Raw genomic sequence first — 21,623 nt, 5'->3', positions numbered from 1 at the left:
CCTAGCAAGCGGCCGCCGCGGCGGCATCGTACGTTCGTACCACGCGCCCGACATCGCGCGTTGGTAGGCTGGGCGCAGGAGGACCCCATGACCGAATTCGCATCCACGCCGCGCTGCGTGCTCGTGACCGGCGCCGGCAGCGGCATCGGCGCTGGCATCGCGACGGAGCTCGCGCGCGACGGCCACCACGTCGTCGTGACCGACCTGTCAGGCGATGCGGCGCAGGCCGTCGCCAAATCCATTCGCGACGAAGGCCACAGCGCGGAAGCGCACGCGCTCGATGTCACGTCGGACGAAAGCGTCGCGAGCGTGCTGGCTGCGGTGTCGCGCCCGGTCGACGTGCTGGTGAATAACGCCGGGCTGCAGCACGTCGCCCGGCTCGAGGACTTCCCGATGGAGAAGTGGGAGCTGCTCGTGCAGGTGATGCTGATCGGCGTCGCGCGCCTGACGCGTGCGGTGCTGCCCGGCATGCGCGAGCGCGGCTTCGGCCGCGTCATCAACATCGGTTCGATCCACTCGCTGGTCGCGAGTCCGTTCAAAAGTGCGTACGTCGCCGCCAAGCACGGGCTGCTAGGCTTTTCGAAGGTGATCGCGCTGGAAACCAGCGATACGGACATCACCGTCAACACGATCTGCCCGACCTACGTGAAAACGCCGCTGGTCGACAAGCAGATCGCCGACCAGGCGAAGACGCGCGGCATTCCGGAGTCGCAGGTGGTCAGCGACGTCATGCTCAAGCCGATGCCGAAGGGCGTGTTCATCACGTTCGAGGAGCTGGCGGGCATCACCGCGTTCCTGATGTCGTCGGCTGCGCGCAACGTCACCGGCCACACGATCGACGTCGACGGGGGCTGGACGGTCCAGTAATGCCTGCGCTGCTCGTCGCCGACGACCATCCGCTGTTCCGGGCCGCCCTGCGCGGCGCGGCGCGTGACGCCGTCGACGGGCTCGTCGTGCATGAAGCGGATTCGCTCGATGGCGTGCTGTCTGTGCTCGAGCGCGAGCCGGACATCGATCTGGTGCTGCTCGACCTGCACATGCCGGGCAATCATGGGCTCGCAGGGCTCGCCGCGGTGCGCGCGCAGTACCCGCACGTGGCGGTGGTGGTGGTATCGGCGAATGACGACCCGCGGGTGGTGCGGCGCGCGCTGGATCACGGTGCGGCCGGTTACCTGCCGAAAAGCGCGGGCCTAGACGAGTTGCGCGACGCGATCCGCGCGGTGCTGGCCTGCGAACAATGGCTGCCCGCCTCGCTGCGTGTTTCGGTGGCGCGGACGCAGGGCTCGTCGAGCGACGCGGATCTCGCCGCGCGGCTCGCAAGCCTGTCGCCGCAGCAGTTCCGAGTGCTCACCCTCGTCGCGCAGGGCCTGCTCAACAAGCAGATCGCCGACCGCCTCGACGTGCAGGAGCGCACCGTCAAAGCGCACCTCTCGGCGATCTTCGAACGCCTCGGCGTGCGTAATCGCACGCAGGCCAGCGTGGTGCTGCGCGAACTCGAACTCAGCGACCCGGCGCGGCTCGTCGAACCCTGATCCGACGCTTCAGTCGATCGACACCGCGGGCCGTTCGCCCGCGACGACCAGACGATCCAGCAGCGACTTCAACGCCAGCGGCTTCAGCGGCTTCGCGAGCAGGTGATAGCCGCAGTCCTCGACGCGCCGACGCACGTCGACGCTCGCATCCGCACTGACTACGAGCGTCGGACGCGCACCGAAACGACCTTCGAGCAGACGCGCGACATCGGGGCCGGTGTCGCCGTCGTCGAGGTGGTAGTCGAGCAGCCACAGGGCGGGATCGATCGCTTCGCAGGCGATGATCGCTTCGCGACGATCGCGCGCCGCGGCAACTTCACAGCCCCAACGCTCGAGCAGGCCGCGGGTAGCGGCGAGGGCCGCTGCATCGTTGTCGAGCAGCAGCACGCGCAACCCGGCCAGGCGCTGCGGCGTTGCGGGCACCGGCGGGCGCTGCGGCACAGGCGTGGCATCGAGCGTGATCGCGAACATCGTGCCGCGACCCGGCGCGCTCCTCAGCTGCAGCGGCGCCTGCAGCAGCGCGGCGATGCGATCGGCGATGAACAGGCCGAGGCCGAGCCCCTGCCCCGGTGCGTCCTCGCCACGACGGAATTCCTCGAAGATCTCCCGCTGGCGCGAGGCCTCGATGCCCGGTCCCGTATCGTGCACTTCGATGCGCAAGACGTCGCCGTAACGGCGCGCACCGAGCAACACGTCGCCTTCGGCGGTGTACCGCACTGCATTCGCTAGGAAGTTCTGCAGCACGCGGCGGAGCAGCTGCGGATCGGTCTTCACCCACGCGGCGCTGCGCACGTAGCGGAAGCGCAGGCCGCGCGCCGCGGCGATCGCCTGGAATTCCGAGGCGAGCGGATCCAGCACATCGGCCAACGCGAACGCACGCGGTTGCGGCACCAGTCCACCCGCTTCGAGTCGGGACATGTCGAGCAACCCCGACAGCAGTTCCACCGTCGATTCCAGCGCACCGCGCACCTGCGCCACCGTGCCGCGCTGGCGCGAATCATCGAGGTCGTCGCCGAGCGCATCGACGAACAGTTGCGCAGCGTGCAACGGTTGCATCAGGTCGTGGCCGATCGCGGCGAGGAAGCGACTCTTCGCGTGGTTCGCGCGCTCGGCTTCGTGCGTCGCGATTTCCAGTTCCGTCGTACGTTCGACGACGCGTTGTTCCAGCGTTTCGTTCGCCAGCAGCAGGCCCGCTTCCGCGCGACGGAACGCGGTGACGTCGGTGAACGTCGCGACGAAGCCGCCGCCCGGCATGGGGTTGCCGCGGATCTCGACGATGCTGCCATCGGGCAGCACGCGTTCCGAAAGATGCAGCGTGCCCGCGCGCATGAACGCAAGACGTCGATCGAGCGCGCGCTCGACGTCACCTGCGTAGCCGATGCCGCGCATCGCGAATCGCGCCAGATCCGCGATCGGCCGACCGACCTGCAGCAGTTCGTCCGGAAAGCCGAACAGCTCGGCATAACGTCGATTCCATGCGACGAGCCGCAGCTCCGCGTCGACGACGCTGATGCCCTGGCTCATGTTCTGCAGTGCGGCTTCGAGCACGCGCTGGTTGAAGCGCAGGTCGGCCGACGCCTCGCCAACGATGGTCGCGACCGTCTCCAGATCACGCGATTCGCGCCGTACCGCGTCCAGCAGTACGCGTGCCGACGCAGCACCCAGCACGCCGGCAAGCTCGCGCTCGACGCGCTCTTCCACGGGCGCGGGCACCGGCCCGGCGCCCACGCCATGCAGCAACTGCGCGACGCGCTCGCGCGGCAGGAAGCGCAGACCGGCGGCGCGCAATGTCGCGGCATCCAGCCCGCGATAGGCACGGCGCGGTGCGCCCGTCCACGACGCCGCGCCGATCAACGTCGCGCAGGTGCCGAGAAACAGGCTCGCGCCCACGGCGCGGCCGAGACGCGTCCATCCGGTCAATCCGAAGAAGCCGTCCGGCGACAGCCACGCCATGTCGAACGGACCGCGCCCGACCACCGATGCTTCGAAGAACGTTGGGGCCACCAGTACCCAGGCCCACGTCGCGAAGCCGACGAGGATGCCCACCATCGCCGCGCGGGGCGGCGTCTGCGGCCGCCATACTGCGAATGCGAGCGCCGGTGCGAGCGTGGCCAGCGCCGAGAACGACACCGCGCCGACATCCGCCAGCGCTTCACTGCCGGCGATGACACGGCTGTAAGCCCACGCCAGCAGCATGATCACGACGATGCCGGCGCGGCGCAGCGCGAGCACGCGACCGCTGAGATCGCCATCGCCACGTCGCGTCCATGCGCCGCGCAGCAGGCCCGGGGCGAACCAGTGATTGCCGATCATCAGGCTGAGGCTGAGCGTGCTGACCACGACCATGCCGGTCGCCGCGCTCAGGCCGCCGAGGAACGCCGTCAGCGCAAGCCCTTCATGGCCCTGCGACAACGGCAGCGCGAGCACGTACAGGTCCGACGGCACGCGATTCCCGAGCAGCGCGGCACCCGCACGCGCGAGCGGCAACACGGGCAGCGCGATCAGCAGCAGATACAGCGGGAACACCCAGCGCGCGGTGCGAACGTGCTGCTCTTCCTGGCACTCGACGACCGCCACGTGGAACTGGTGCGGCAGGATGAACATCGCGAGCGCGCCGAGCACGACGAGCGGCGCGAAGCCGCCCGAGGTCGCGGCGGTTGGCGCGGGAACGTGCGGCATGTCGACGCCGAACAGCACGAACGCGCCGACCGCGAGCATCGCGCCCAGCTTGAACGCGGATTCCAGTGCCATCGCGAACACGAGGCCGCGGTTGTGCTCCGTCGCCTTCGCGTGGCGTGCGCCGAACAGGATCGCGAACACCGCGAGCACGATCGCGACATACAGTGCGCTGTCGCGCCACGGCGGCCCGCCATTCGCGATGTGGCCGACCGACAGCGTCGAGAAACTCATCGCCACCGCTTTCAGCTGGAGTGCGATGTACGGCACGAGGCCGAGCGCGACGACCAGCGTGACAGTGGCCGCCAGCCACGCATCCTTGCCGAGTCGCGTGGCGATGAGATCGGCGAGCGACGCAGCATTGGTGTCACGTGCGAGCCGCGCCAGCCGCAGCATGACGCCGATGCCGATCGCGTACAGCAGGATCGCGCCGACGAACGTCGGCGGCACCGGCCATCCATAGCGCGCGGCCTGCGTCACCGTGCCGTAGAACGTCCACGACGTGCAGTGCACCGCGAGCGACAACGCATAGACGTAGCGCCAGTGGCGCGACGCGAGCGCCGGCCGTCGCTCCGCCTGCAGCGCGGCGAAGAACATCAGGCCGAGCCAGGCGAGGCTCGCGGCGGTGACGATGCCGGGGTTCAGCATCGCGGCATCATGGGCATGGAAGTGCGGATCGGCTGTGCGTCGCGGGCGAACGTCCCCTGCCCTGCGAGCTTAGACGCCACTGCTGCACATCGCACGCGGCGAGCGCAAAAAGCGACGGCGGACCACAGGGCCCGCCGTCGAGACTCCGACCGCCTTCGGCGTCGGTCAGAAGTCGTACTTCGCAGTGAGCGAATACTGGCGCGGCGCCCCGTAGAAGCCCGTGAGGACGCCATACGCGGCGATGTTGTAGCCCGTGGTGCGGTACTCGGTGTCGGTCAGGTTCGAGCCCTGCAGCGACAGCGACCACGCGTCGTTCATCTTCCAGATCACGCCCGCGCTGACCAGGCCGTAGGCCGGCTGGTGGATCGCCGGGCTGAGGTCCGTGGTCGGCCACACATCTGTCTGGTACGCGTAGCCCACGCGCGCCGAGATGTCCCCGCCGTTGGCGAGCGGCGTGCGCCACTCCACGTTGATCGCACCGGAAAAATCAGGCGCGTTGGTGAACTTCTGCGAGTCGGCGACGTTGACGCCCGCGGTGATGAACTCGTCGTACTTCGCGTCCAGCCAGGCGAGGTTGCCGCTGATCGCCCAGTGCTGCGTCGGCAGCCACTGGTACTCGACTTCCACACCCTGGATCGTGCCCTTGCCGGCGTTGGTGAAGTCGCCGAAGAAGCTCTGGCTGCCGTTCGGCAGCGTGTAGGACGTGAAGACCGAGAGCTGGATGTCCTTGTAGTTGTTGTGGAAGTACGCGAGGTTGAGGAACAGCGTGTCGTCCAGCAGCGCCATCTTGCTGCCGAGCTCCAGGCTGTCCACCGATTCGTCCTGGAACGGCTCGCCCGAACGCGGCACTGCCGTGGTGTTGGCGCGGATGTTGTAACCGCCCGACTTGAAGCCGCGCGACGCCAGGCCGTAGATCATCACGCCCGGCGTGAGCTGGTAGTCGAGCGAGACCTTCGGCGAGACGTTTTTGAAGTTGACCGTCTTGTTGAAGTTCGCCGCGGTGCCCCACGACGTGGTGTAGCTGCCGTTGGTGTAGAAGCGGTTGAGCGCGACGGCGTGCTTGTCTTCGTCGGTGTAGCGCGCGCCGACATCGAGCTTGAGCTCGTTGGTCAGGTCGAAGGTCCAGTCGGCGTAGGCTGCGAACGACTTGGTGTTGACGTAACCCTGCGTGTCGCCGAACAGCGGATTGGTCAGCGACGTGGCGACGAGCGGGTTGTAGAAGTGATTGAGCACCTGGCCGCCGGCGTCGCCGTTGAACCAGTACAGGCCCATGACGCCGCGGCTGCGCTTGCCGGCGTCGTAATTCAGCTGCAGCTCGCTGCTGAACTGGTTGTCGAAATACGTGGCGTGCACGTCGACGAACGGCTGCGGCAGCGTGTCGAAATCGATGTTGGTGTCGGTGTCGGACTCCCGCTTGGCGACGACGTACTTCAGCGCGAAGTCGTCGTTGAGCTTCCAGTTCACCGTCGCCGACAGACCCTTCATGTTCGTGTCGTTGACGTTGCCCATGCCGCTGCGGATGTCGTAGCGATCGTTGAGCGGCGGCGTGGTCGGTGCGAGCGGATTCGTCGCGAGCATCTTCGCGCCACGCACGCCGGACTGGTCATCCATCCAGTCGAACGCGAAGCGCACGTCGAAGTTGTCACCCGCAAACGCGCCCAGCTCGGCGCGCAGCGCGTTGATCTCCTTGTCGCTGACGTCCTGGCCCGAATTGAGGTTGGTGCCGAAGCCGTCGCGATTCATGCTGGCGACCGACACGCGACCGCGCAGGCCGCTGTCCTCGCCGAACAGCGGTCCGCCGACACCGGCCTTTACGTCGAGCTGGTTGTAGTTGCCCACCGTGATCGAACCGAAGCCGTCCAGCTGCTTGGGCAAGCCCTTCGAGATGTACTTGATCGCACCGCCGATCGTGTTCTTGCCGTACAGCGTGCCCTGCGGGCCGCGCAGCACTTCGATGCGGTCGACGTCGAACACGTCGAGCAGCGCACCCTGCGGACGCGCCATGTAGACGTCGTCGAGGTAGATGCCGACGCCCGGATCGACGCCCCACAGCGGGTCGGCCTGGCCGACGCCGCGGATATAGGCGGTGACGGTGCTGGTCGAGCCGCGGGCGGCGTAGATCGTCAGGTTGGGAACCTGCGCGTCGAGGTCGCCGAGGTCGCGCACGTTGAGCTTGTCGAGCGCTTCCGGCGTGAACGCAGTGACCGCGACCGGCACTTCCTGCAGCGTCTCCTCGCGCTTACGCGCGGTTACAGTGATCTGGTCGAGCTTGCGCTCGGCGGTCGGGTCGTTCTTGTCGTTGGTCGTGCTGGACGTCGTGTCCTGCGCCCACGCGGCCGGCGCGAGCAGCGCACAGGCGATGGCGAGACAGAGGTGGCTACGGCTGACGTTCTTGCGGCGCATCGAAGGACTCTCCCCAGTGACCGGATGGCGTGATCGCGCGGCGGACCGCGCCGTGATGCCGTGCACGGTAGTCGGCGTCCACTGCGACGGGGAGTTGTACGTTCGGACAATGCCGGCGTCGCCGACGCTCCGGATACTGGCGCGCATCCTGGGGACGAGAGCCGCAATGGCCTTCCTGATCGTGTTGGCCGCGCTGGCCTTCCTGATGTTCGTGGCCTACCGCGGCCACTCGGTAATCCTGTTCGCCCCCGTCGCCGCGCTCGGCGCGGTGCTGCTCACCGATCCGTCGCTCGTGCCGCCGATGTTCACCGGCCTGTTCATGGACAAGATGGTGAGCTTCCTCAAGCTCTACTTCCCCGTGTTCCTGCTGGGCGCGGTGTTCGGGAAGCTGATCGAGCTGTCGGGTTTCTCGCGTGCCATCGTCGCCGCGACGATCCGCGTCGTCGGCGCGAAGCGCGCGATCCTGTCGATCGTGCTGGTCTGCGCATTGCTCACCTATGGCGGCGTGTCGCTGTTCGTCGCGGTGTTCGCGGTGTATCCGTTCGCGGCGGAGCTGTTCCGCCAGAGCGACATCCCGAAGCGCCTGATTCCCGGCACGATCGCGCTCGGCGCGTTCACTTTCACCATGGATGCCCTGCCCGGTACGCCGCAGATCCAGAACATCATTCCGACGACGTTCTTCGGCACGACCGCGTGGGCGGCACCGGTCCTCGGCTCGCTTGGCGGCGTGTTCATCCTTGTCGTGGGACTGCTCTACCTCGAGTCGCGGCGTCGCAAGGCGGCGGCCACAGGCGAAGGCTACGGCGATGCCGCAACGCTCGTGAACGAGCCCGTGCGCTTCGAGGGCGATCGCCTGGCGAGTGCGTGGATCGCGCTGTTGCCGCTGATTCTGGTCGGCGTTTCGAACCGCCTGTTCACCGCGTGGATTCCGGACTTCTACGGCAAGTCGACGAGTTTCGATCCGGCGGTGATTGGCGACGCCGCACCCGTCGTGCAGGAAACCGCGAAGGTCGCCGGCGTGTGGGCGGTCGAGGGCGCGTTGCTGATCGGCATCGCCAGCGTGCTCGTGCTCGCATGGAAGCCGGTGACGTCGCGTTTCGTCGAAGGCAGCAAGGCCGCGATCGGCGGCGCATTGCTGGCGTCGATGAACACCGCGTCGGAATACGGTTTCGGTGCGGTGATCGCCGCGCTGCCGGGCTTCCTCGTCGTCTCGAACGCGCTGTCGTCGATCCCGAATCCGCTGCTCAACACGGCGGTGACGGTGACATCGCTCGCCGGCATCACCGGCTCGGCCTCGGGCGGCATGGGCATCGCGCTGGCGGCGATGGCGCAGCAGTTCATGGCGCAGGCACAGGCCGCAGGCATTCCCATGGACGTGCTGCATCGCGTCGCGGCGATGGCATCGGGCGGCATGGACACGCTGCCGCACAACGGCGCCGTGATCACGGTGCTCGCAGTGACCGGCCTGACGCACCGTCAGGCGTATCGCGACATCTTCGCGGTCACGTTGATCAAGACGGCCGCGGTGCTGGTCGTAATCGCGCTCTACTACCTCACCGGCCTCGTCTGAGGCCGGCGGCGTTTCACTTCAGTTCGAAGCGGTCGGCGTCGAGCATCGCCGGGAAGCGCTTGCGGTAAGCCTGCAGTTCGTGGCGTAGCAGCGTGGTGGTGACGACGACTTCCTGGTCCGCGCATTCGCTGAGCGGGTTGCCGAGGAAATCGATCACCGCACTGTCGCCCGCGTAGGTCAGCCCGTTGCCGTCGGTACCGACGCGATTCACCGCCGCGACGTAGCACAGGTTCTCCATCGCACGCGCGAGCAGCAACGTGCGCCAGGCATGCCCGCGCACGCCCGGCCAGTTGGCGACGTAGAGCAACAGGTCGTAGTCGAGATCGTTCGCACGCTCGACATCGAAGCGATTTCGCGAGAACACCGGGAAGCGCAGGTCGTAGCAGACCAGCGGGCAGATGCGCCAGCCGCGCCACTCGAGCACCAGCCGATCGCGCCCCGCGGCGTAACGCTCGTGTTCGCCCGCGTAGCGGAACAGGTGACGCTTGTCGTAGTACTGCACGCTGCCATCGGGCGTCACGAACAGCAGGCGATTGCTGACGCCGCCTTCCGTTCTCAGCTGCACGCTGCCGGTGACCGCCGCGTCGAGTTTCCTCGCCCAGTCGCGCATCCACTGCACGGTCGGGCCGTCCATGGTTTCGGCGCGGTCGATGGCGTCGTTGGAGAAGCCGCTGGTGAAGGTTTCCGGCAGCACAACGAGATCGGTGGTGCCACGCAGGGCGCGAATCAGTTCTCCGTAGTACGTGCGGTTCGCTTCGGGATCGTGCCAGCGGGTGTCGCCCTGCACGAGGCTCACGCGCAGCGCCGTGGCCATTTCGCGATCGTCGGGATGATGCGGATGCATGCGCGGGCCTCAGAGCTTCTGCAGGCGTTCGATCGCCGCATCGAGCGTCGATTCGTTCTTCGCGAAGCACAGGCGCGCGAGGCGCTGGCCCGCGGGTGGCGTACCGTAGAACGGCGACAGCGGAATCGCGACGACGCCTTTCTCGATGGTCAGCCAGCGGCAGAATTCGGCGTCCGGCAGATCGCTCACGGCCGAATAGTCGACGAGCTGGAAGTAGCCGCCCGGAACCGGGAGCGGGCGCAGCTTCGTCGTCAGCAGCTGCGCGCGGAAGCGGTCGCGCTTCGTCTCGTAGAACGCGCCGAGCTGCTCGTAGTGTTCGGGCTCCGCCTCGATCATCTCCGCGAACGCGAACTGCGCCGGGGTGAACGTGCAGAAGGTGTTGTACTGGTGGACCTTGCGGAACTCGACCGACAGCGCTGGCGGGGCGATGCAGTACCCGATCTTCCAGCCGGTGCAGTGATAGGTCTTGCCGAAGCTCGAAATGACGAACGCGCGCGAACGCAGTTCCGGATAGCGCAGCGCCGATTCGTGGCGACGTCCGTCGAAGATGATGTGCTCGTAGACCTCGTCCGACAGCAGGTAGATTGACGTTCGGTCGAGCAGCGCGATCAGCTGCTGCATGTCGTCCGCCGACCACATCGCACCCGAGGGGTTGTGCGGTGAGTTGATCATGATCATGCGCGTGCGCGGCGTCACCGCAGCGCGGATGGCGGGCCAGTTCGGCGCGAAGGTTTCGGGATCGAGCGCGACATGAACCGCGACGCCGCCAGCAAGATCGATCGCCGGTTCGTAGCAGTCGTAGCAGGGATCCAGCACGACCACTTCGTCGCCGGGGCGCACCACCGCGTGCACCGCGTCGAAGATCGCCTCGGACGCGCCCGACGTCACCGTCACTTCCGCGTCAGCATCGGGCCGGTATCCGTAGCAACGCTCGGTCTTGTTCGCAATGGCTGCGCGCAGCGGCGGCACACCCGTCATCGGCGAATACTGGTTGCGCCCTTCGCGCATCGCGCGGTCGAGCGCTTCGACGAGCCGCGCCGGCACGTCGAAATCGGGAAAGCCCTGCCCCAGGTTCACCGCGCCGTGCTCGACGGCCAGTTGCGACATCACGGTGAAAATGGTGGTACCGACCTTGGGCAGCTTGGTCTCGGGCGTCATTCGCGCGGGGCCTTTCGAAGGGGCCACGAGTTTACGTAAAGGAGGCGGACGGCGGCATGAGCGATCACGGGACGCACGAGGACGCGACACAGGACGATCCGATCGAACTGGCGCGCGCATTCGCGCGGGCGCGCTACTGCGTTGAGTTCGGCGAAACGACGATCGAGCTCGGCGTCGGTGAGCTCGCGGCGGAGGTGGAAGCACGCGTGCCTGCGTCGACATACGGCTTTATCACCGCGTGGAATCCGGACGCCGAATCGCAGCCGACACGCGACAACGCGGCGTCGGACGACGCGCTGGCCGCGCGGCTGGCGGCGCTGGGCGTTGACGCACGCCGCACGTGGGCGCAGGCGCCGGACGGCGAGTACCGCGAGGCCGGCTGGCTGGTCGCGGGACTCGACGCCGACCGGGCCGACGCGCTCGGTCGTGAATTCGACCAGGCCGGCATCCTCGCCTGGCTGGCCGGCGAGCCGGTCCGCCTCCACATGCTGATGCCGCGACCGCCCGGCGCCGACCTGCCGCATGTCGACTGGATAGAATGAGCGGCTGCGGCCATCGGCCGTCTTGAACGCCGATGCCCGACGCCTCCCGACCGCCGCTGCTCGACGCCACCGGCCTGCGCTTCTCCCGCGACGACGAGCCCGTCTTCGGGCCGCTCGACCTTTCGGTCGACATCGGCGAGGCGCTGCTCGTGCAGGGCGGCAACGGCGCGGGCAAGACGACGCTGCTTCGCGTGCTCGCGGGTCTCCTGCGCGCTGACGCCGGCGAGGTCCGTATCGACGGACGCCACGCGACGCCCGCCGAACGTGCGGGCGTCATCGGTTATGTCGGTCACCTGTCGGGGCTGAAGGGCGACCTGTCGACGCTGGAAAACCTGGACTATCTCGCCGGCCTGCAGGGTCGACGCGCGGGTTTGACCGCCGAAGACGCGTTGGATCTTGTCGGCCTCGCCGGCTACGAGGACCAGCTGGCGCGCCAACTCTCGGCTGGCCAGCGCAAACGTCTCGCCCTCGCCCGGCTCTGGCTGTCTCCCTGCCCGCTGTGGCTACTCGATGAGCCCTACGCCAACCTCGACCTGGACGGCATCGAGCTGGTGAACCGGCTGATCCGCCTGCATCTCGACGATGGCGGCGCATCGCTGCTGACCACCCACGGCGCCTACGCCGCCCCCCCGGTGCGCACCCGCCTGCTCGAGCTGGGGCGGCCGGCATGACACGCGGCCCGGGTCTCGCCACCTCGGCCGCGGCGCTGGTCCGCCGCGACGCCCGCCTGCTGTGGCGACGCCGCAGCGACGCCCTGCAGCCGGCGCTGTTCGCGGTGCTGGTCGTCGTCCTGTTCGCGCTCGCCCTCGGTGCCGAAGAGAAGCTGTTGCCCAAGGTCGCCAGCGCCGTGTTGTGGCTTGCGGTGCTGCTGGCCGGCCAACTGTCGCTGGACAGCCTGTTCCGCTCCGACGCCGAGGACGGGTCGCTCGAGCAGTGGATGCTCGCGCCCGTGCCGCTGTCGTGGCTGGTTCTCGTCCGGACCGCCATGCACTGGGCGACGACGACACTGCCGCTGCTCGTCGCGACCCCGCTGCTCGGTGTACTGCTGCACCTTCCGGCGGACGAGCTGCCGGTGCTGATGGCGTCGCTCGCGCTGGGGACGCCATTGCTGAGTCTGATCGGCGCCGTGGTCGCCGCGCTGACCGTCGGAATGAAGCGCTCCGGTATACTTGTGGCCCTGCTGGCCCTGCCTCTTTACGTGCCGGTGCTGGTCTTCGGCGCGGGAAGCGTCGTCGTCGCCTCGCAGGGTCTCGACCCGACCGGGGCACTGCTGCTGCTCGGTGCCGGACTGGTCGCGAGCCTGCTGCTGGCCCCGCTCGCCGCGGCCGCCGCCCTGCGGATCGCGCTGAACTGAGGCCTTCGAATTGAGTCTGATCAAGCGCCCGCTGGCCACCGCCCGGGACACTGCCCCCTACGCGGGCCATCCGCCTGCCTCGATGTCCGCATGAATCCGCTGGTTCGCTGGTTCCACCAACTCGGCTCGCCGCCCTACTTCGACCGCTTCGCCGCGCGCTGGGCGCCGTGGGCCTATGGCGTCGGCCTGCTGACGATGCTGGTCGGCCTCTACGGCGCGCTGTTCACGGTGCCGGCCGATTACCAGCAGGGCGACAGCTTCCGCATCCTGTACATCCACGTCCCCTCGGCTTGGATGTCGATGGCCGCGTTCGCCGCGATGGCGTTCTACGCCGCGATCGCGCTGATCTGGCGCATCAAGCTGTGCGAGATCCTCGCGATGGCCTGCGCCCCGATCGGCGCCGCGTTCACGCTGATCACGCTGCTCACCGGCTCGATCTGGGGCAAGCCGATGTGGGGAACGTGGTGGGACTGGGATCCACGCCTGACCACCGAGCTGATCCTGCTGTTCCTCTACCTCGGCGTGATGGGCATCTACAACGCGATCGACGACCGCCGCATCGCGTCGCGCGCCGCCTCGTTCCTCGCGATCGTCGGTGTCGTGCTGCTGCCGATCATTCATTACTCCGTGGTGTGGTGGAACTCGCTGCACCAGGGCCAGACGATCCGACTGTTCGGCAAGTCGTCGATGGACCCCTCGATGATGGCGCCGCTGATCTGGATGGTCGTCGGCACGCACGTCTGGTTCGTCGGCGCACTGCTTGCGCGCGCACGCGCCGACAACCTGCGCCGCGAGGCCGGCAAATCCTGGGTCGCGCAGGCCGCCGGAGGCGCGCGATGAGCTACGCCGGCTACGTCACCGCCGCCTACGCCGTGTTCGCCGTGGTGCTGGGCTGGGATTTTCTGTCGACGCGCATCCAGATCGTCCGTCACCTGCGCGCCGCACGCCGGCGCGAACAACGCGATGCCGCGCGTGCGCGTCCGAACCGTTCCGTGGAAACGCAATGAATCCGATCCGTCGCCGTCGCCTGTTGTGGCTCGTCGCGCTCGTGCTCGGCGCCGGCCTCGCGGCCACGCTCGTCGCAATGGCGCTGCAGCGCAACGTCGCCTACCTCTACACGCCTGCCGAAATCCTCGGTGGCCAGGCCGGTGCGCAAGTGCGCGACGGCAGCGCGAAGTTCCGCCTGGGCGGCATGGTCGCGCGCGGTTCGTTCAAGCGTGCCCAGGGCTCCATGGAAGCGCATTTCGACGTCACCGACGGCGACCGAATCATGCCCGTCGTCTACACCGGCATCCTGCCCGACCTGTTCCGCGAGGATCAGGCGGTGATCGCCACCGGCCGCATGCAGGGCGACCGCTTCGTCGCCGAACAAGTGCTCGCCAAGCACGACGAGACGTACATGCCGAAGGAAGTCGCCGAGAAGATGGGCAAGGCGCATGTCAAGCACGATGTCCGTGCGGATGCGACGCCAGCGCAGGGCGCTCCTGCAGAAGCGATGCAGTGAGCAGTCTCGACATGCTTCCCGAACTTGGCCAGTTCGCGCTGCTGCTCGCGTTCATCATCGCGATCGCGCAGGCCGCGCTGCCGCTGATCGGTGCGCAGCGCGGCATCGTCGCGTGGATGGACGTCGCGCGGCCGGCGGCTTACGCGCAGCTCGCCTGCATCGCGATCGCGTTCGGCGTGTTGACGCACGCGTTCGTGACGCAGGACTTCTCGGTGAAGTACGTCGCCGACAACAGCAATTCCTTGCTGCCGATGGCGTATCGCTATTCCGCGGTGTGGGGCTCGCACGAAGGCTCGCTGCTGCTGTGGGCGCTGGTGCTCGCGCTGTGGACCGGCGCGGTCGCGACGTTCTCGAACGCGCTGCCCCGTCACGTGGTCGCGCGCGTCATCGGTGTGATGGGGATCATCGCGGTCGGCTTCCTCGCCTTCCTGATCTTCACCAGCAACCCGTTCACGCGCCTGCTGCCCATGGCCGCCGAAGGCCGCGATCTCAATCCGCTGCTGCAGGATCCCGGCCTGATCGTGCATCCGCCGATGCTCTACACGGGCTATGTCGGCTTCTCGGTGCCGTTCGCGTTCGCGATCGCCGCGCTGCTCGAAGGTGACGTCGACACGCGCTGGCTGCGCTGGACGCGCCCGTGGACGAACGTCGCCTGGGCATTCCTCACCGTCGGCATCGCGCTCGGCTCGTGGTGGGCGTACTACGAACTCGGCTGGGGCGGCTGGTGGTTCTGGGATCCGGTCGAGAACGCATCGTTCATGCCGTGGCTCGCCGGCGCCGCACTGATCCATTCGCAGGCGGTGACGGAAAAGCGCGGCGGCTTCGTCGGCTGGACGCTGCTGCTCGCGATCGCCGCGTTCTCGTTGTCTCTGCTCGGCACGTTCCTCGTACGCTCGGGCGTGCTGACGAGCGTGCACGCGTTCGCCGCGGACCCGACGCGCGGCACCTTCGTGCTGATCTTCCTCGGCATCGTGATCGGCGGTTCGCTGCTGCTCTACGCACTGAAGGCACCGGAGAACAGCACGACGCCGGAGCGCTACTTCGCGACGTTCTCGCGCGAGACGCTGCTGCTCGTCAACAACGTGCTGCTCAGCGCGTCCTGCGCGATGGTGTTGCTGGGCACGCTGTATCCGCTGCTCGCCGACGCGCTGGACATGGGCAAGATCTCGGTCGGCCCACCCTACTTCGCGTCGTTCTTCATTCCGCTGGTCGCGTTGCTGGCGGCGCTGCTGCCCTTCGGCCCGCTGACGCGCTGGCAACGTGAGGAGCCGTCGCGCCCGGCGAAGCTGCTCATCCCGCTCGCCGTGCTGGCCGTCATCTGCGGCATCGCCACGTTCCTGCTGATGCCGCAGGGCGGCTGGAAGAGCGCGCTGGGCATCGCCGGTGCGGTGTGGCTCGCATTCGGCACCGCACGCTTCGTCGTGCAACGTGTCCGCAACGCGGGCGGCCGATTCACGGCCGAGATGGTCGGGATGATCCTCGCGCATACCGGCCTGGCGCTGTTCGTCGCGGGCGCGCTTCTGGTCGAAGGCATGGCGCAGCAGCACGAACTCGCGCTGAAGCCGGGACAGACCGTCGAACTCGGCGCTTACGAGTTCCGTTTCGACGGCGTCGAGCGCCGCCAGGGCCCGAACTACATCGCCGATCGCGGCACGGTCATCGTGTCCGAGAAGGGGCGCGTCATCGACACCATGCATCCCGAGAAGCGCAGCTACGCCAGCGGTGGCCAGGTCATGACCGAAGCCGCGATCATTCCCGGCGTCGCGCGTGATCTCTACGTCGCGCTCGGCGAATCGCTCGGCGGTGGCTCGTGGGCGGTGCGCGTGCACGTCAAGCCGTTCGTGCGCTGGATCTGGGGCGGTGCGCTACTGATGGCGCTCGGCGGCTTCGCGGCCGCGACGGATCGTCGCTTCCGCAGCGCGCGTGCAACGTCGAAGTCGCCCGCGACGGATGACACCATCGCCGTCGGAGCAACACCGTGACGCGCTCGCGCTGGATTCCGCTCGCGATCTTCGGTCTGCTCGCGGTGCTGCTCGCCGCCGGCGTGTGGCAGAGCCGCAAACCCGATCGCGAAGCCCTCCCGTCGCCGCTGATCGGCAAGGCGACACCGGAGTTCGCGCTGCCCTCGCTGCACCAGCCCGAGCGCGCGGTTCGTGCGGCCGATCTGCGCGGCGCACCCTACGTGCTCAACGTCTGGGGCAGCTGGTGCCCGGCGTGTCGCGAAGAACATCCGGTCATCACGCGCTTCGCCGAAACCAAGCGAGTGCGCATCGTCGGATACGACCTCAAGGACGCCCGCGAGGACGCACTGCGCTGGCTCGAACAGTTCGGCAATCCGTACTGGCTGGTCATCGCCGACGAACCGGGCACGACGGCCATCGACTTCGGCATCTACGGCGCGCCGGAAACCTTCCTGATCGACGCGACCGGTCGCATCCGCTGGAAGCACGTCGGCCCGTTGACCGATGCCATCATCGCGAACGAGTTGCTGCCCAAGCTGCATGCGCTGGAGACCGAACGTGGTGCGTAAGCTCCTGTTCGCCCTGCTCGCCACGATGCTGATGATCGGCACGGTGTCCGCCCAGGTTGCCGACCGGCGCCCGCTGGAATTCCGCAACGCCGCGGAGGAAGCGCGTTTCCGCGATCTCACGCACCAGCTTCGCTGCGTGATGTGCCAGAACCAGTCGATCGCCGATTCGGAAGCGCTGATCGCGATCGATCTGCGCCGCGAAATCCTCCAACTCATGCGCGAAGGTCGCAGCGACGACGAGATCCGGCGTTTCCTCGTCGATCGTTACGGCGAGTTCGTCCTGTACAAGCCGGAGGTCGAGCCGTCCACGTGGCTGCTGTGGTTCGGCCCCGTGCTCGTGCTGCTCACCGGTGGTGCCGTCGTCTGGCGCGTGGTGCGTGATCGCTCGCGTAATCGTGCGGACGTCCCGGTCGCAAACGACGACGGTGGTGACTGGTGATTCCGAACAGCTTCATCGCCGCAGCGCTCGCGCTCGGCCTCGCCGTACTGGTTCTCGCGTTCGGGCCATTGATACGTCGACGTCCGGCGGTCGGCGGCGTGGTCGCGGGCGCAGCCCTGGTCGCGGTGTCTGCGATGTATCTCCTCGTGGGCACGCCGGCCGCGCTCGATCCCGCCAAGCTCAAGCCGGTCGACACGCTGGCCTCGGCGGTCGAACGGCTCGAAGCCGAACTCGCACGCAAGCCTGCGCAGGCCGACGGTTGGCGTTTGCTGGCCGATGCCTATCGCGCCGAAGGCCGCCCGGCCGACGTCGCGCGTGTGTACGGTCAAGCGCTGCGTTACGCGCCGGACGATCCGGACCTGCTCGCACAAGCGGCCGAAGCGCGCGCCATTGCGGCACCCGGCCGTCGCTTCGACGACGAGGCGATCGCGATGCTGCACCACGCACTCGAGATCCAGCCCGCGCACCAGCGCTCGCGCTGGTTCCTCGGCGTCGCCCAGCGTCAGGCGGGCAAGGCGGCGGACGCCGCAACGACATGGGAGTCGCTGCTCGCCAACGTCGATCCCGCCACGGCCTCCGCGTTGCGCACGCAGATCGACGACGCACGTCGCGACGCCGGTCTGCCACCGCTGCCGGACTCCGCACTGCCGAAGACACGCGCGCTGACCGTGCGCGTCGACATCGCACCCGGCCTGCGCCCCGGCCTACCGAAGGACGCCGCAGTGTTCGTGATCGCGCGCGAACCCGGCGGCATGCCGATGCCGGTCGCCGCAAAGCGCATCGCCCTGTCGGACCTTCCCGCGACCGTCGCGCTCACCGATGCCGACAGCCCGATGCCGACGCGTCGTCTCTCGCAGCTGCCTCAGGTCGAAGTGATCGCGCGCGTATCACGCACCGGCATCGCGAATGCCCAGGCAGGCGATCTCGAATCGTCCGCCGTCAAGGTCGCTTCCGACGCGAAGACCGAGCTGACGATCGATCACACGCGCTGATCACCGTCTCGCGGTCCACGCCACAACGAAAAAGCCCCGCCGAAGCGGGGCTTTTTTCTAGACGTCGACAGACGTCCTACTTACGTCGCGGCCTTCGCCTTCGCGAGCCGCAACCACGTGTCGACCACCGTGTCCGGATTCAGCGACACCGACTCGATGCCCTGCTCCATCAACCACTGTGCAAGGTCCGGGTGATCGCTCGGGCCCTGGCCGCAGATGCCGACGTACTTGCCCTTCGCGCGCGCCGCCTGTATCGCCATCGACAGCAGCTTCTTGACCGCGGGATCGCGCTCGTCGAACAGGTGCGCGACGATTCCCGAATCGCGATCGAGGCCCAGCGTCAGCTGCGTCAGGTCGTTCGAACCGATCGAGAAACCGTCGAAGATTTCGAGGAATTCCTCGGCCAGCAGCGCGTTGGATGGCACCTCGCACATCATGATGATCTTGAGCCCGTCCTCGCCCTGCACGAGACCGTTGGTACGCAGCACCTCGACGACCTTGCGGCCTTCGTCGAGCGTACGAACGAACGGGATCATGACCCAGCAGTTCTTCAGGCCCATCTCATTGCGAACCTTCAGCACCGCGCGGCACTCGAGCGCGAAGGCTTCGGCGAACGACGGATCGACGTAACGGCTCGCGCCGCGGAAGCCGATCATCGGGTTCTCTTCATGCGGCTCGTAGCGCGCGCCGCCGATGAGGTTGGCGTACTCGTTCGACTTGAAGTCGGACAGACGCACGATCACCGGATTCGGTGCGACCGACGCGGTGATGGTCGCAATGCCTTCGGCGAGACGATCGACGTAGAAATCGACCGGGCTCGCGTAGCCCGCGATCTTGGTGTCGATCTTCTTCTTGGTCTCCGCGTCCTGGCGGCTGTATTCCAGCAGCGCCTTCGGGTGGACGCCGATATGGCTGGCAATGATCATTTCCAGGCGCGCAAGGCCGATACCCGCATTCGGCAGCATCGCGAAGTCGAATGCACGCTCCGGATTCGCCACGTTCATCATCACCTTGAGCGGCGCCGGCGGCATGTGCTCGAGGTCGGCCACGTTTCGATCGAACGGCAGCTCGCCTTCGTAGATGAAACCGGTGTCGCCCTCGGCGCAGCTGATCGTGACCTGCTGGCCGTCCTGGATCGTTTCGAGCGCGTTGCCCGTACCGACGACCGCCGGCACGCCGAGCTCGCGCGCGATGATCGCGGCATGGCAGGTGCGGCCACCGCGATTGGTGACGATCGCCGCGGAGCGCTTCATCACCGGCTCCCAGTCGGGGTCGGTCATGTCGGCGACGAGCACATCGCCCGGCTGCACGCGGCTCATGTCGTCGAGCGAACGCACGACGCGGGCGATGCCCGTGCCGATCTTCTGGCCGATCGCACGGCCTTCGCAGATCACCTTGCCACGCTGCATCAGCTGGTAGCGCTCGATCTGCGTGGCATGGGCACGCGACTTCACCGTTTCCGGTCGCGCCTGCACGATGAAGAGCTTGCCGCTCACGCCATCCTTCGCCCACTCGATGTCCATCGGGCGGCCGTAGTGCTGTTCGATGACGAGCGCCTGCTTCGACAGCTCCTGCACGTCCTCGTCGGAGATGCAGAACGTGTTGCGCAGCTCATCCGGTGTCGGCTCGGTGCGCACGCGCTCACCGGGCACGTCGGAATAGACCATGCGCAGCTGCTTCGCGCCGAGCGTGCGACGCAGGATCGCCTTCTTGCCGTCGCGCAACGTCGGCTTGTAGACGTAGAACTCGTCGGGATTGACCGCGCCCTGCACGACCATCTCGCCAAGGCCGTAGCTCGCGGTCACGAACACGACGTCGCGGAAACCGGATTCGGTGTCGAGCGTGAACAACACACCGGACGAACCGACGTCCGAACGCACCATCAGCTGCACGCCGGCGGAGAGGAAGACGTCCTCGTGCTTGAAGCCGTGGTGCACGCGATACGCAATGGCGCGGTCGTTGTAGAGGCTCGCGAAAACTTCCTTCACCTTGTGGACGACGTCGTCCTCGCCAGTGACATTGAGGAAGGTTTCCTGCTGCCCGGCGAAGCTCGCATCGGGCAGGTCTTCCGCGGTCGCCGACGAACGCACGGCCACCGCAACATCACCGCCACCATTCTCCGCACTGAGCTTGCGATACGCCTCGCGGATGTCGCAATCGAGATCGGGCTGCAGCGGCGCGTCGATGACCCAGCTGCGGATCTCGCCACCGGCTGCCGTCAGCGCCGGCACGTCCTCGACGTCGAGCGTCGCGAGGCGATCGAAGATGCGCTGGTGCAGATCGTTGTGCGCGATGAACGCCTTGAACGCTTCCGCGGTCGTCGCGAAACCGCCCGGGACCGAGACACCGAGGTTCGCGAGGTTGCCGATCATCTCGCCCAGCGAGGAGTTCTTGCCGCCGACGCGCGCCAGGTCCGTCAGGCGAAGCGCGTTCAACCAGAGGATGTTCTCGTTCAAGACCGTCTCCGAGGGGGTTTGCGGGCGCGATCGCCGGCCGAATCCGGATATGATCGCCCCTGCGACCCGCGCATACAAGCTTGATTTGCCGGGGTTTTTCCTGTTCCGCCAGCGACCGAGCGAGCATTCGATGAGCGATGTGCGTCCCGTCTTCTACGTCTCCGACGGCACCGGGATCACCGCCGAGACGATCGGCCACAGTGTCCTCACCCAGTTCACCGAAACCCGCTTCGACACCACGCGCATTTCGTTCGTGGATTCGCTCGAGCGCGCGCAGGACGTCGTCGCCCGCATTCGCGACGCCGGCGAGCGCTTCGGCGTGCGCCCCATCGTCATCAATTCCTGTGTCGACCCCGAAGTCAGCGCCGCGCTGGTCGAGAGCGGCGCACTCATGCTCGACGTGTTCGCGCCCTTCATCGAGCCGCTGGAGCGCGAACTCGGGCAGACGCGCCAGCGTCACGTCGGCCGCGCACACGGAATGGTGGACTTCGAGAAGTACCACCGCCGCATCGATGCCATCAATTTCACACTGACGCACGACGACGGTCAGAGCCTCGACTATTCCGAGGCGGACCTGGTGCTCGTCGCGGTGTCACGCGCCGGCAAGACGCCGACCTGCATCTACCTCGCCCTGCACTACGGCGTGCGCGCGGCGAACTATCCGCTGACTGAAGAAGATCTCGAGCACGATCGCCTGCCGCCGCGCCTGCGCCCGTACCGCCACAAGCTGTTCGGCCTGACGATCGATCCCGCGCGTCTGCAGCAGATCCGCCAGGAACGCCGGCCGAATTCGCGTTATGCACAGCTGGAGACGTGTCGCCGCGAGGTGTCTGCGGCGGAAGCGATGTTCCGCGCCGAGCGCATCGAGACGCTCAGCACGACGCACACGTCGATCGAGGAGATCGCGAGCAAGGTGCTGACCACCCTCAATCTGCAGCGCGAGATGTTCTAGCCGCGGTCCACGGGCTGGCGTGA

Annotated in this window: 19 protein-coding genes; 14 read left to right on the top strand and 5 right to left on the bottom strand. The window is 67.5% G+C overall.

Annotated elements, in window-relative coordinates; translation table 11 throughout:
• The first annotated feature begins 87 nt into the window (after nt 1-87).
• Complete coding sequence (locus tag DWG18_RS05220; RefSeq protein WP_115646041.1) at nt 88-867, top strand: 3-hydroxybutyrate dehydrogenase; 780 nt, start codon at nt 88-90, stop codon at nt 865-867.
• Nucleotides 867-1,532: a response regulator transcription factor gene (locus tag DWG18_RS05215; RefSeq protein WP_115646039.1), complete on the top strand. Its 666-nt coding sequence runs from the start codon at nt 867-869 to the stop codon at nt 1,530-1,532. Before DWG18_RS05220 ends, DWG18_RS05215 begins: the two co-directional genes overlap by 1 nt.
• A 9-nt stretch (nt 1,533-1,541) precedes the next feature.
• On the opposite strand, the gene DWG18_RS05210 is transcribed toward DWG18_RS05215, so the two are convergent.
• Nucleotides 1,542-4,856 (bottom strand): PAS-domain containing protein, encoded by a 3,315-nt coding sequence (locus DWG18_RS05210; protein ID WP_115646038.1) that lies wholly within the window; start codon nt 4,854-4,856, stop codon nt 1,542-1,544.
• A 165-nt stretch (nt 4,857-5,021) separates the two neighbouring features.
• Nucleotides 5,022-7,259: a TonB-dependent receptor gene (locus DWG18_RS05205; protein ID WP_115646036.1), complete on the bottom strand. Its 2,238-nt coding sequence runs from the start codon at nt 7,257-7,259 to the stop codon at nt 5,022-5,024.
• Between the two features lie 166 nt (nt 7,260-7,425).
• On the opposite strand from DWG18_RS05205, the gene DWG18_RS05200 reads away from it, so the two are divergent.
• Entirely contained in the window at nt 7,426-8,829 is a 1,404-nt protein-coding gene (locus DWG18_RS05200; RefSeq protein WP_115646034.1) for a GntP family permease, read from the top strand.
• 13 nt (nt 8,830-8,842) lie between these two features.
• Here the strand turns inward: DWG18_RS05200 and DWG18_RS05195 are convergent, their stop codons facing one another.
• Together DWG18_RS05195 and DWG18_RS05190 are read right to left on the bottom strand one after the other, a co-directional pair.
• Nucleotides 8,843-9,673 carry an amidohydrolase gene (locus DWG18_RS05195; RefSeq protein WP_240318604.1) on the bottom strand — a complete coding sequence of 277 codons (831 nt, stop codon included), beginning with the start codon at nt 9,671-9,673 and terminating at the stop codon, nt 8,843-8,845.
• A gap of 9 nt (nt 9,674-9,682) precedes the next feature.
• Entirely contained in the window at nt 9,683-10,831 is a 1,149-nt protein-coding gene (locus tag DWG18_RS05190) for a pyridoxal phosphate-dependent aminotransferase (protein ID WP_115646032.1), read from the bottom strand.
• Between the two features lie 56 nt (nt 10,832-10,887).
• Here DWG18_RS05190 and DWG18_RS05185 point away from each other — a divergent pair, with 56 nt between their 5' ends.
• From DWG18_RS05185 to DWG18_RS05140, 10 genes are all read left to right on the top strand, one after another.
• Nucleotides 10,888-11,373 (top strand): DUF3293 domain-containing protein, encoded by a 486-nt coding sequence (locus tag DWG18_RS05185; protein WP_115646030.1) that lies wholly within the window; start codon nt 10,888-10,890, stop codon nt 11,371-11,373.
• A gap of 32 nt (nt 11,374-11,405) precedes the next feature.
• A complete protein-coding gene (ccmA, locus tag DWG18_RS05180; RefSeq protein WP_115646028.1) occupies nt 11,406-12,044 on the top strand; it encodes a heme ABC exporter ATP-binding protein CcmA in 639 nt (212 codons plus the stop codon).
• Nucleotides 12,041-12,727 (top strand): heme exporter protein CcmB, encoded by a 687-nt coding sequence (gene ccmB / locus DWG18_RS05175; protein WP_115646027.1) that lies wholly within the window; start codon nt 12,041-12,043, stop codon nt 12,725-12,727. Before ccmA ends, ccmB begins: the two co-directional genes overlap by 4 nt.
• 90 nt (nt 12,728-12,817) lie before the next feature.
• A complete protein-coding gene (gene ccmC, locus DWG18_RS05170; protein ID WP_115646025.1) occupies nt 12,818-13,567 on the top strand; it encodes a heme ABC transporter permease CcmC in 750 nt (249 codons plus the stop codon).
• Nucleotides 13,564-13,734, top strand: a complete 171-nt coding sequence (gene ccmD, locus DWG18_RS05165) for a heme exporter protein CcmD (RefSeq protein ID WP_115646023.1) — start codon at nt 13,564-13,566, stop codon at nt 13,732-13,734. Before ccmC ends, ccmD begins: the two co-directional genes overlap by 4 nt.
• Nucleotides 13,731-14,231, top strand: coding sequence for a cytochrome c maturation protein CcmE (gene ccmE / locus DWG18_RS05160; protein WP_115646021.1), 501 nt, complete (start codon nt 13,731-13,733; stop codon nt 14,229-14,231). The genes ccmD and ccmE overlap by 4 nt, the downstream gene beginning before the upstream one ends.
• Before the next feature lie 11 nt (nt 14,232-14,242).
• Nucleotides 14,243-16,213: a heme lyase CcmF/NrfE family subunit gene (locus DWG18_RS05155; RefSeq protein ID WP_115648042.1), complete on the top strand. Its 1,971-nt coding sequence runs from the start codon at nt 14,243-14,245 to the stop codon at nt 16,211-16,213.
• Nucleotides 16,210-16,761 (top strand): DsbE family thiol:disulfide interchange protein, encoded by a 552-nt coding sequence (locus tag DWG18_RS05150; RefSeq protein WP_115646019.1) that lies wholly within the window; start codon nt 16,210-16,212, stop codon nt 16,759-16,761. The genes DWG18_RS05155 and DWG18_RS05150 overlap by 4 nt, the downstream gene beginning before the upstream one ends.
• Nucleotides 16,762-16,786: 25 nt before the next feature.
• Nucleotides 16,787-17,200, top strand: a complete 414-nt coding sequence (locus DWG18_RS05145; protein WP_115648041.1) for a cytochrome c-type biogenesis protein — start codon at nt 16,787-16,789, stop codon at nt 17,198-17,200.
• The gene (locus DWG18_RS05140; protein ID WP_115646018.1) at nt 17,197-18,192 is read left to right on the top strand and encodes a tetratricopeptide repeat protein; all 996 of its coding nucleotides are present in this window, start codon (nt 17,197-17,199) and stop codon (nt 18,190-18,192) included. Before DWG18_RS05145 ends, DWG18_RS05140 begins: the two co-directional genes overlap by 4 nt.
• 80 nt (nt 18,193-18,272) lie before the next feature.
• On the opposite strand, the gene ppsA is transcribed toward DWG18_RS05140, so the two are convergent.
• Nucleotides 18,273-20,648 carry a phosphoenolpyruvate synthase gene (gene ppsA, locus DWG18_RS05135; protein WP_115646016.1) on the bottom strand — a complete coding sequence of 792 codons (2,376 nt, stop codon included), beginning with the start codon at nt 20,646-20,648 and terminating at the stop codon, nt 18,273-18,275.
• Between the two features lie 130 nt (nt 20,649-20,778).
• Here ppsA and DWG18_RS05130 point away from each other — a divergent pair, with 130 nt between their 5' ends.
• A complete protein-coding gene (locus tag DWG18_RS05130; RefSeq protein ID WP_115648040.1) occupies nt 20,779-21,600 on the top strand; it encodes a pyruvate, water dikinase regulatory protein in 822 nt (273 codons plus the stop codon).
• Nucleotides 21,601-21,623 lie beyond the last annotated feature (23 nt).

Source organism: Lysobacter sp. TY2-98 (assembly GCF_003367355.1).
Taxonomy (GTDB): domain Bacteria; phylum Pseudomonadota; class Gammaproteobacteria; order Xanthomonadales; family Xanthomonadaceae; genus Cognatilysobacter.
Note: the sequence above shows the minus strand (reverse complement) of the source record. Positions and strands in the feature narration are given on the sequence as shown.

Coding starts and splice junctions, on each gene's coding strand:
- DWG18_RS05220 (WP_115646041.1), top strand. CDS start 88: ATGACCGAATTCGCATCCACGCCGCGCTGCGTGCTCGTGACCGGCGCC.
- ccmE (WP_115646021.1), top strand. CDS start 13,731: ATGAATCCGATCCGTCGCCGTCGCCTGTTGTGGCTCGTCGCGCTCGTG.
- DWG18_RS05195 (WP_240318604.1), bottom strand. CDS start 9,673: ATGCATCCGCATCATCCCGACGATCGCGAAATGGCCACGGCGCTGCGC.
- DWG18_RS05200 (WP_115646034.1), top strand. CDS start 7,426: ATGGCCTTCCTGATCGTGTTGGCCGCGCTGGCCTTCCTGATGTTCGTG.
- DWG18_RS05130 (WP_115648040.1), top strand. CDS start 20,779: ATGAGCGATGTGCGTCCCGTCTTCTACGTCTCCGACGGCACCGGGATC.
- DWG18_RS05190 (WP_115646032.1), bottom strand. CDS start 10,831: ATGACGCCCGAGACCAAGCTGCCCAAGGTCGGTACCACCATTTTCACC.
- DWG18_RS05185 (WP_115646030.1), top strand. CDS start 10,888: ATGAGCGATCACGGGACGCACGAGGACGCGACACAGGACGATCCGATC.
- DWG18_RS05155 (WP_115648042.1), top strand. CDS start 14,243: ATGCTTCCCGAACTTGGCCAGTTCGCGCTGCTGCTCGCGTTCATCATC.
- DWG18_RS05210 (WP_115646038.1), bottom strand. CDS start 4,856: ATGCTGAACCCCGGCATCGTCACCGCCGCGAGCCTCGCCTGGCTCGGC.
- DWG18_RS05215 (WP_115646039.1), top strand. CDS start 867: ATGCCTGCGCTGCTCGTCGCCGACGACCATCCGCTGTTCCGGGCCGCC.
- DWG18_RS05145 (WP_115648041.1), top strand. CDS start 16,787: ATGCTGATGATCGGCACGGTGTCCGCCCAGGTTGCCGACCGGCGCCCG.
- ccmC (WP_115646025.1), top strand. CDS start 12,818: ATGAATCCGCTGGTTCGCTGGTTCCACCAACTCGGCTCGCCGCCCTAC.
- DWG18_RS05205 (WP_115646036.1), bottom strand. CDS start 7,259: ATGCGCCGCAAGAACGTCAGCCGTAGCCACCTCTGTCTCGCCATCGCC.
- ccmA (WP_115646028.1), top strand. CDS start 11,406: ATGCCCGACGCCTCCCGACCGCCGCTGCTCGACGCCACCGGCCTGCGC.
- ccmD (WP_115646023.1), top strand. CDS start 13,564: ATGAGCTACGCCGGCTACGTCACCGCCGCCTACGCCGTGTTCGCCGTG.
- ccmB (WP_115646027.1), top strand. CDS start 12,041: ATGACACGCGGCCCGGGTCTCGCCACCTCGGCCGCGGCGCTGGTCCGC.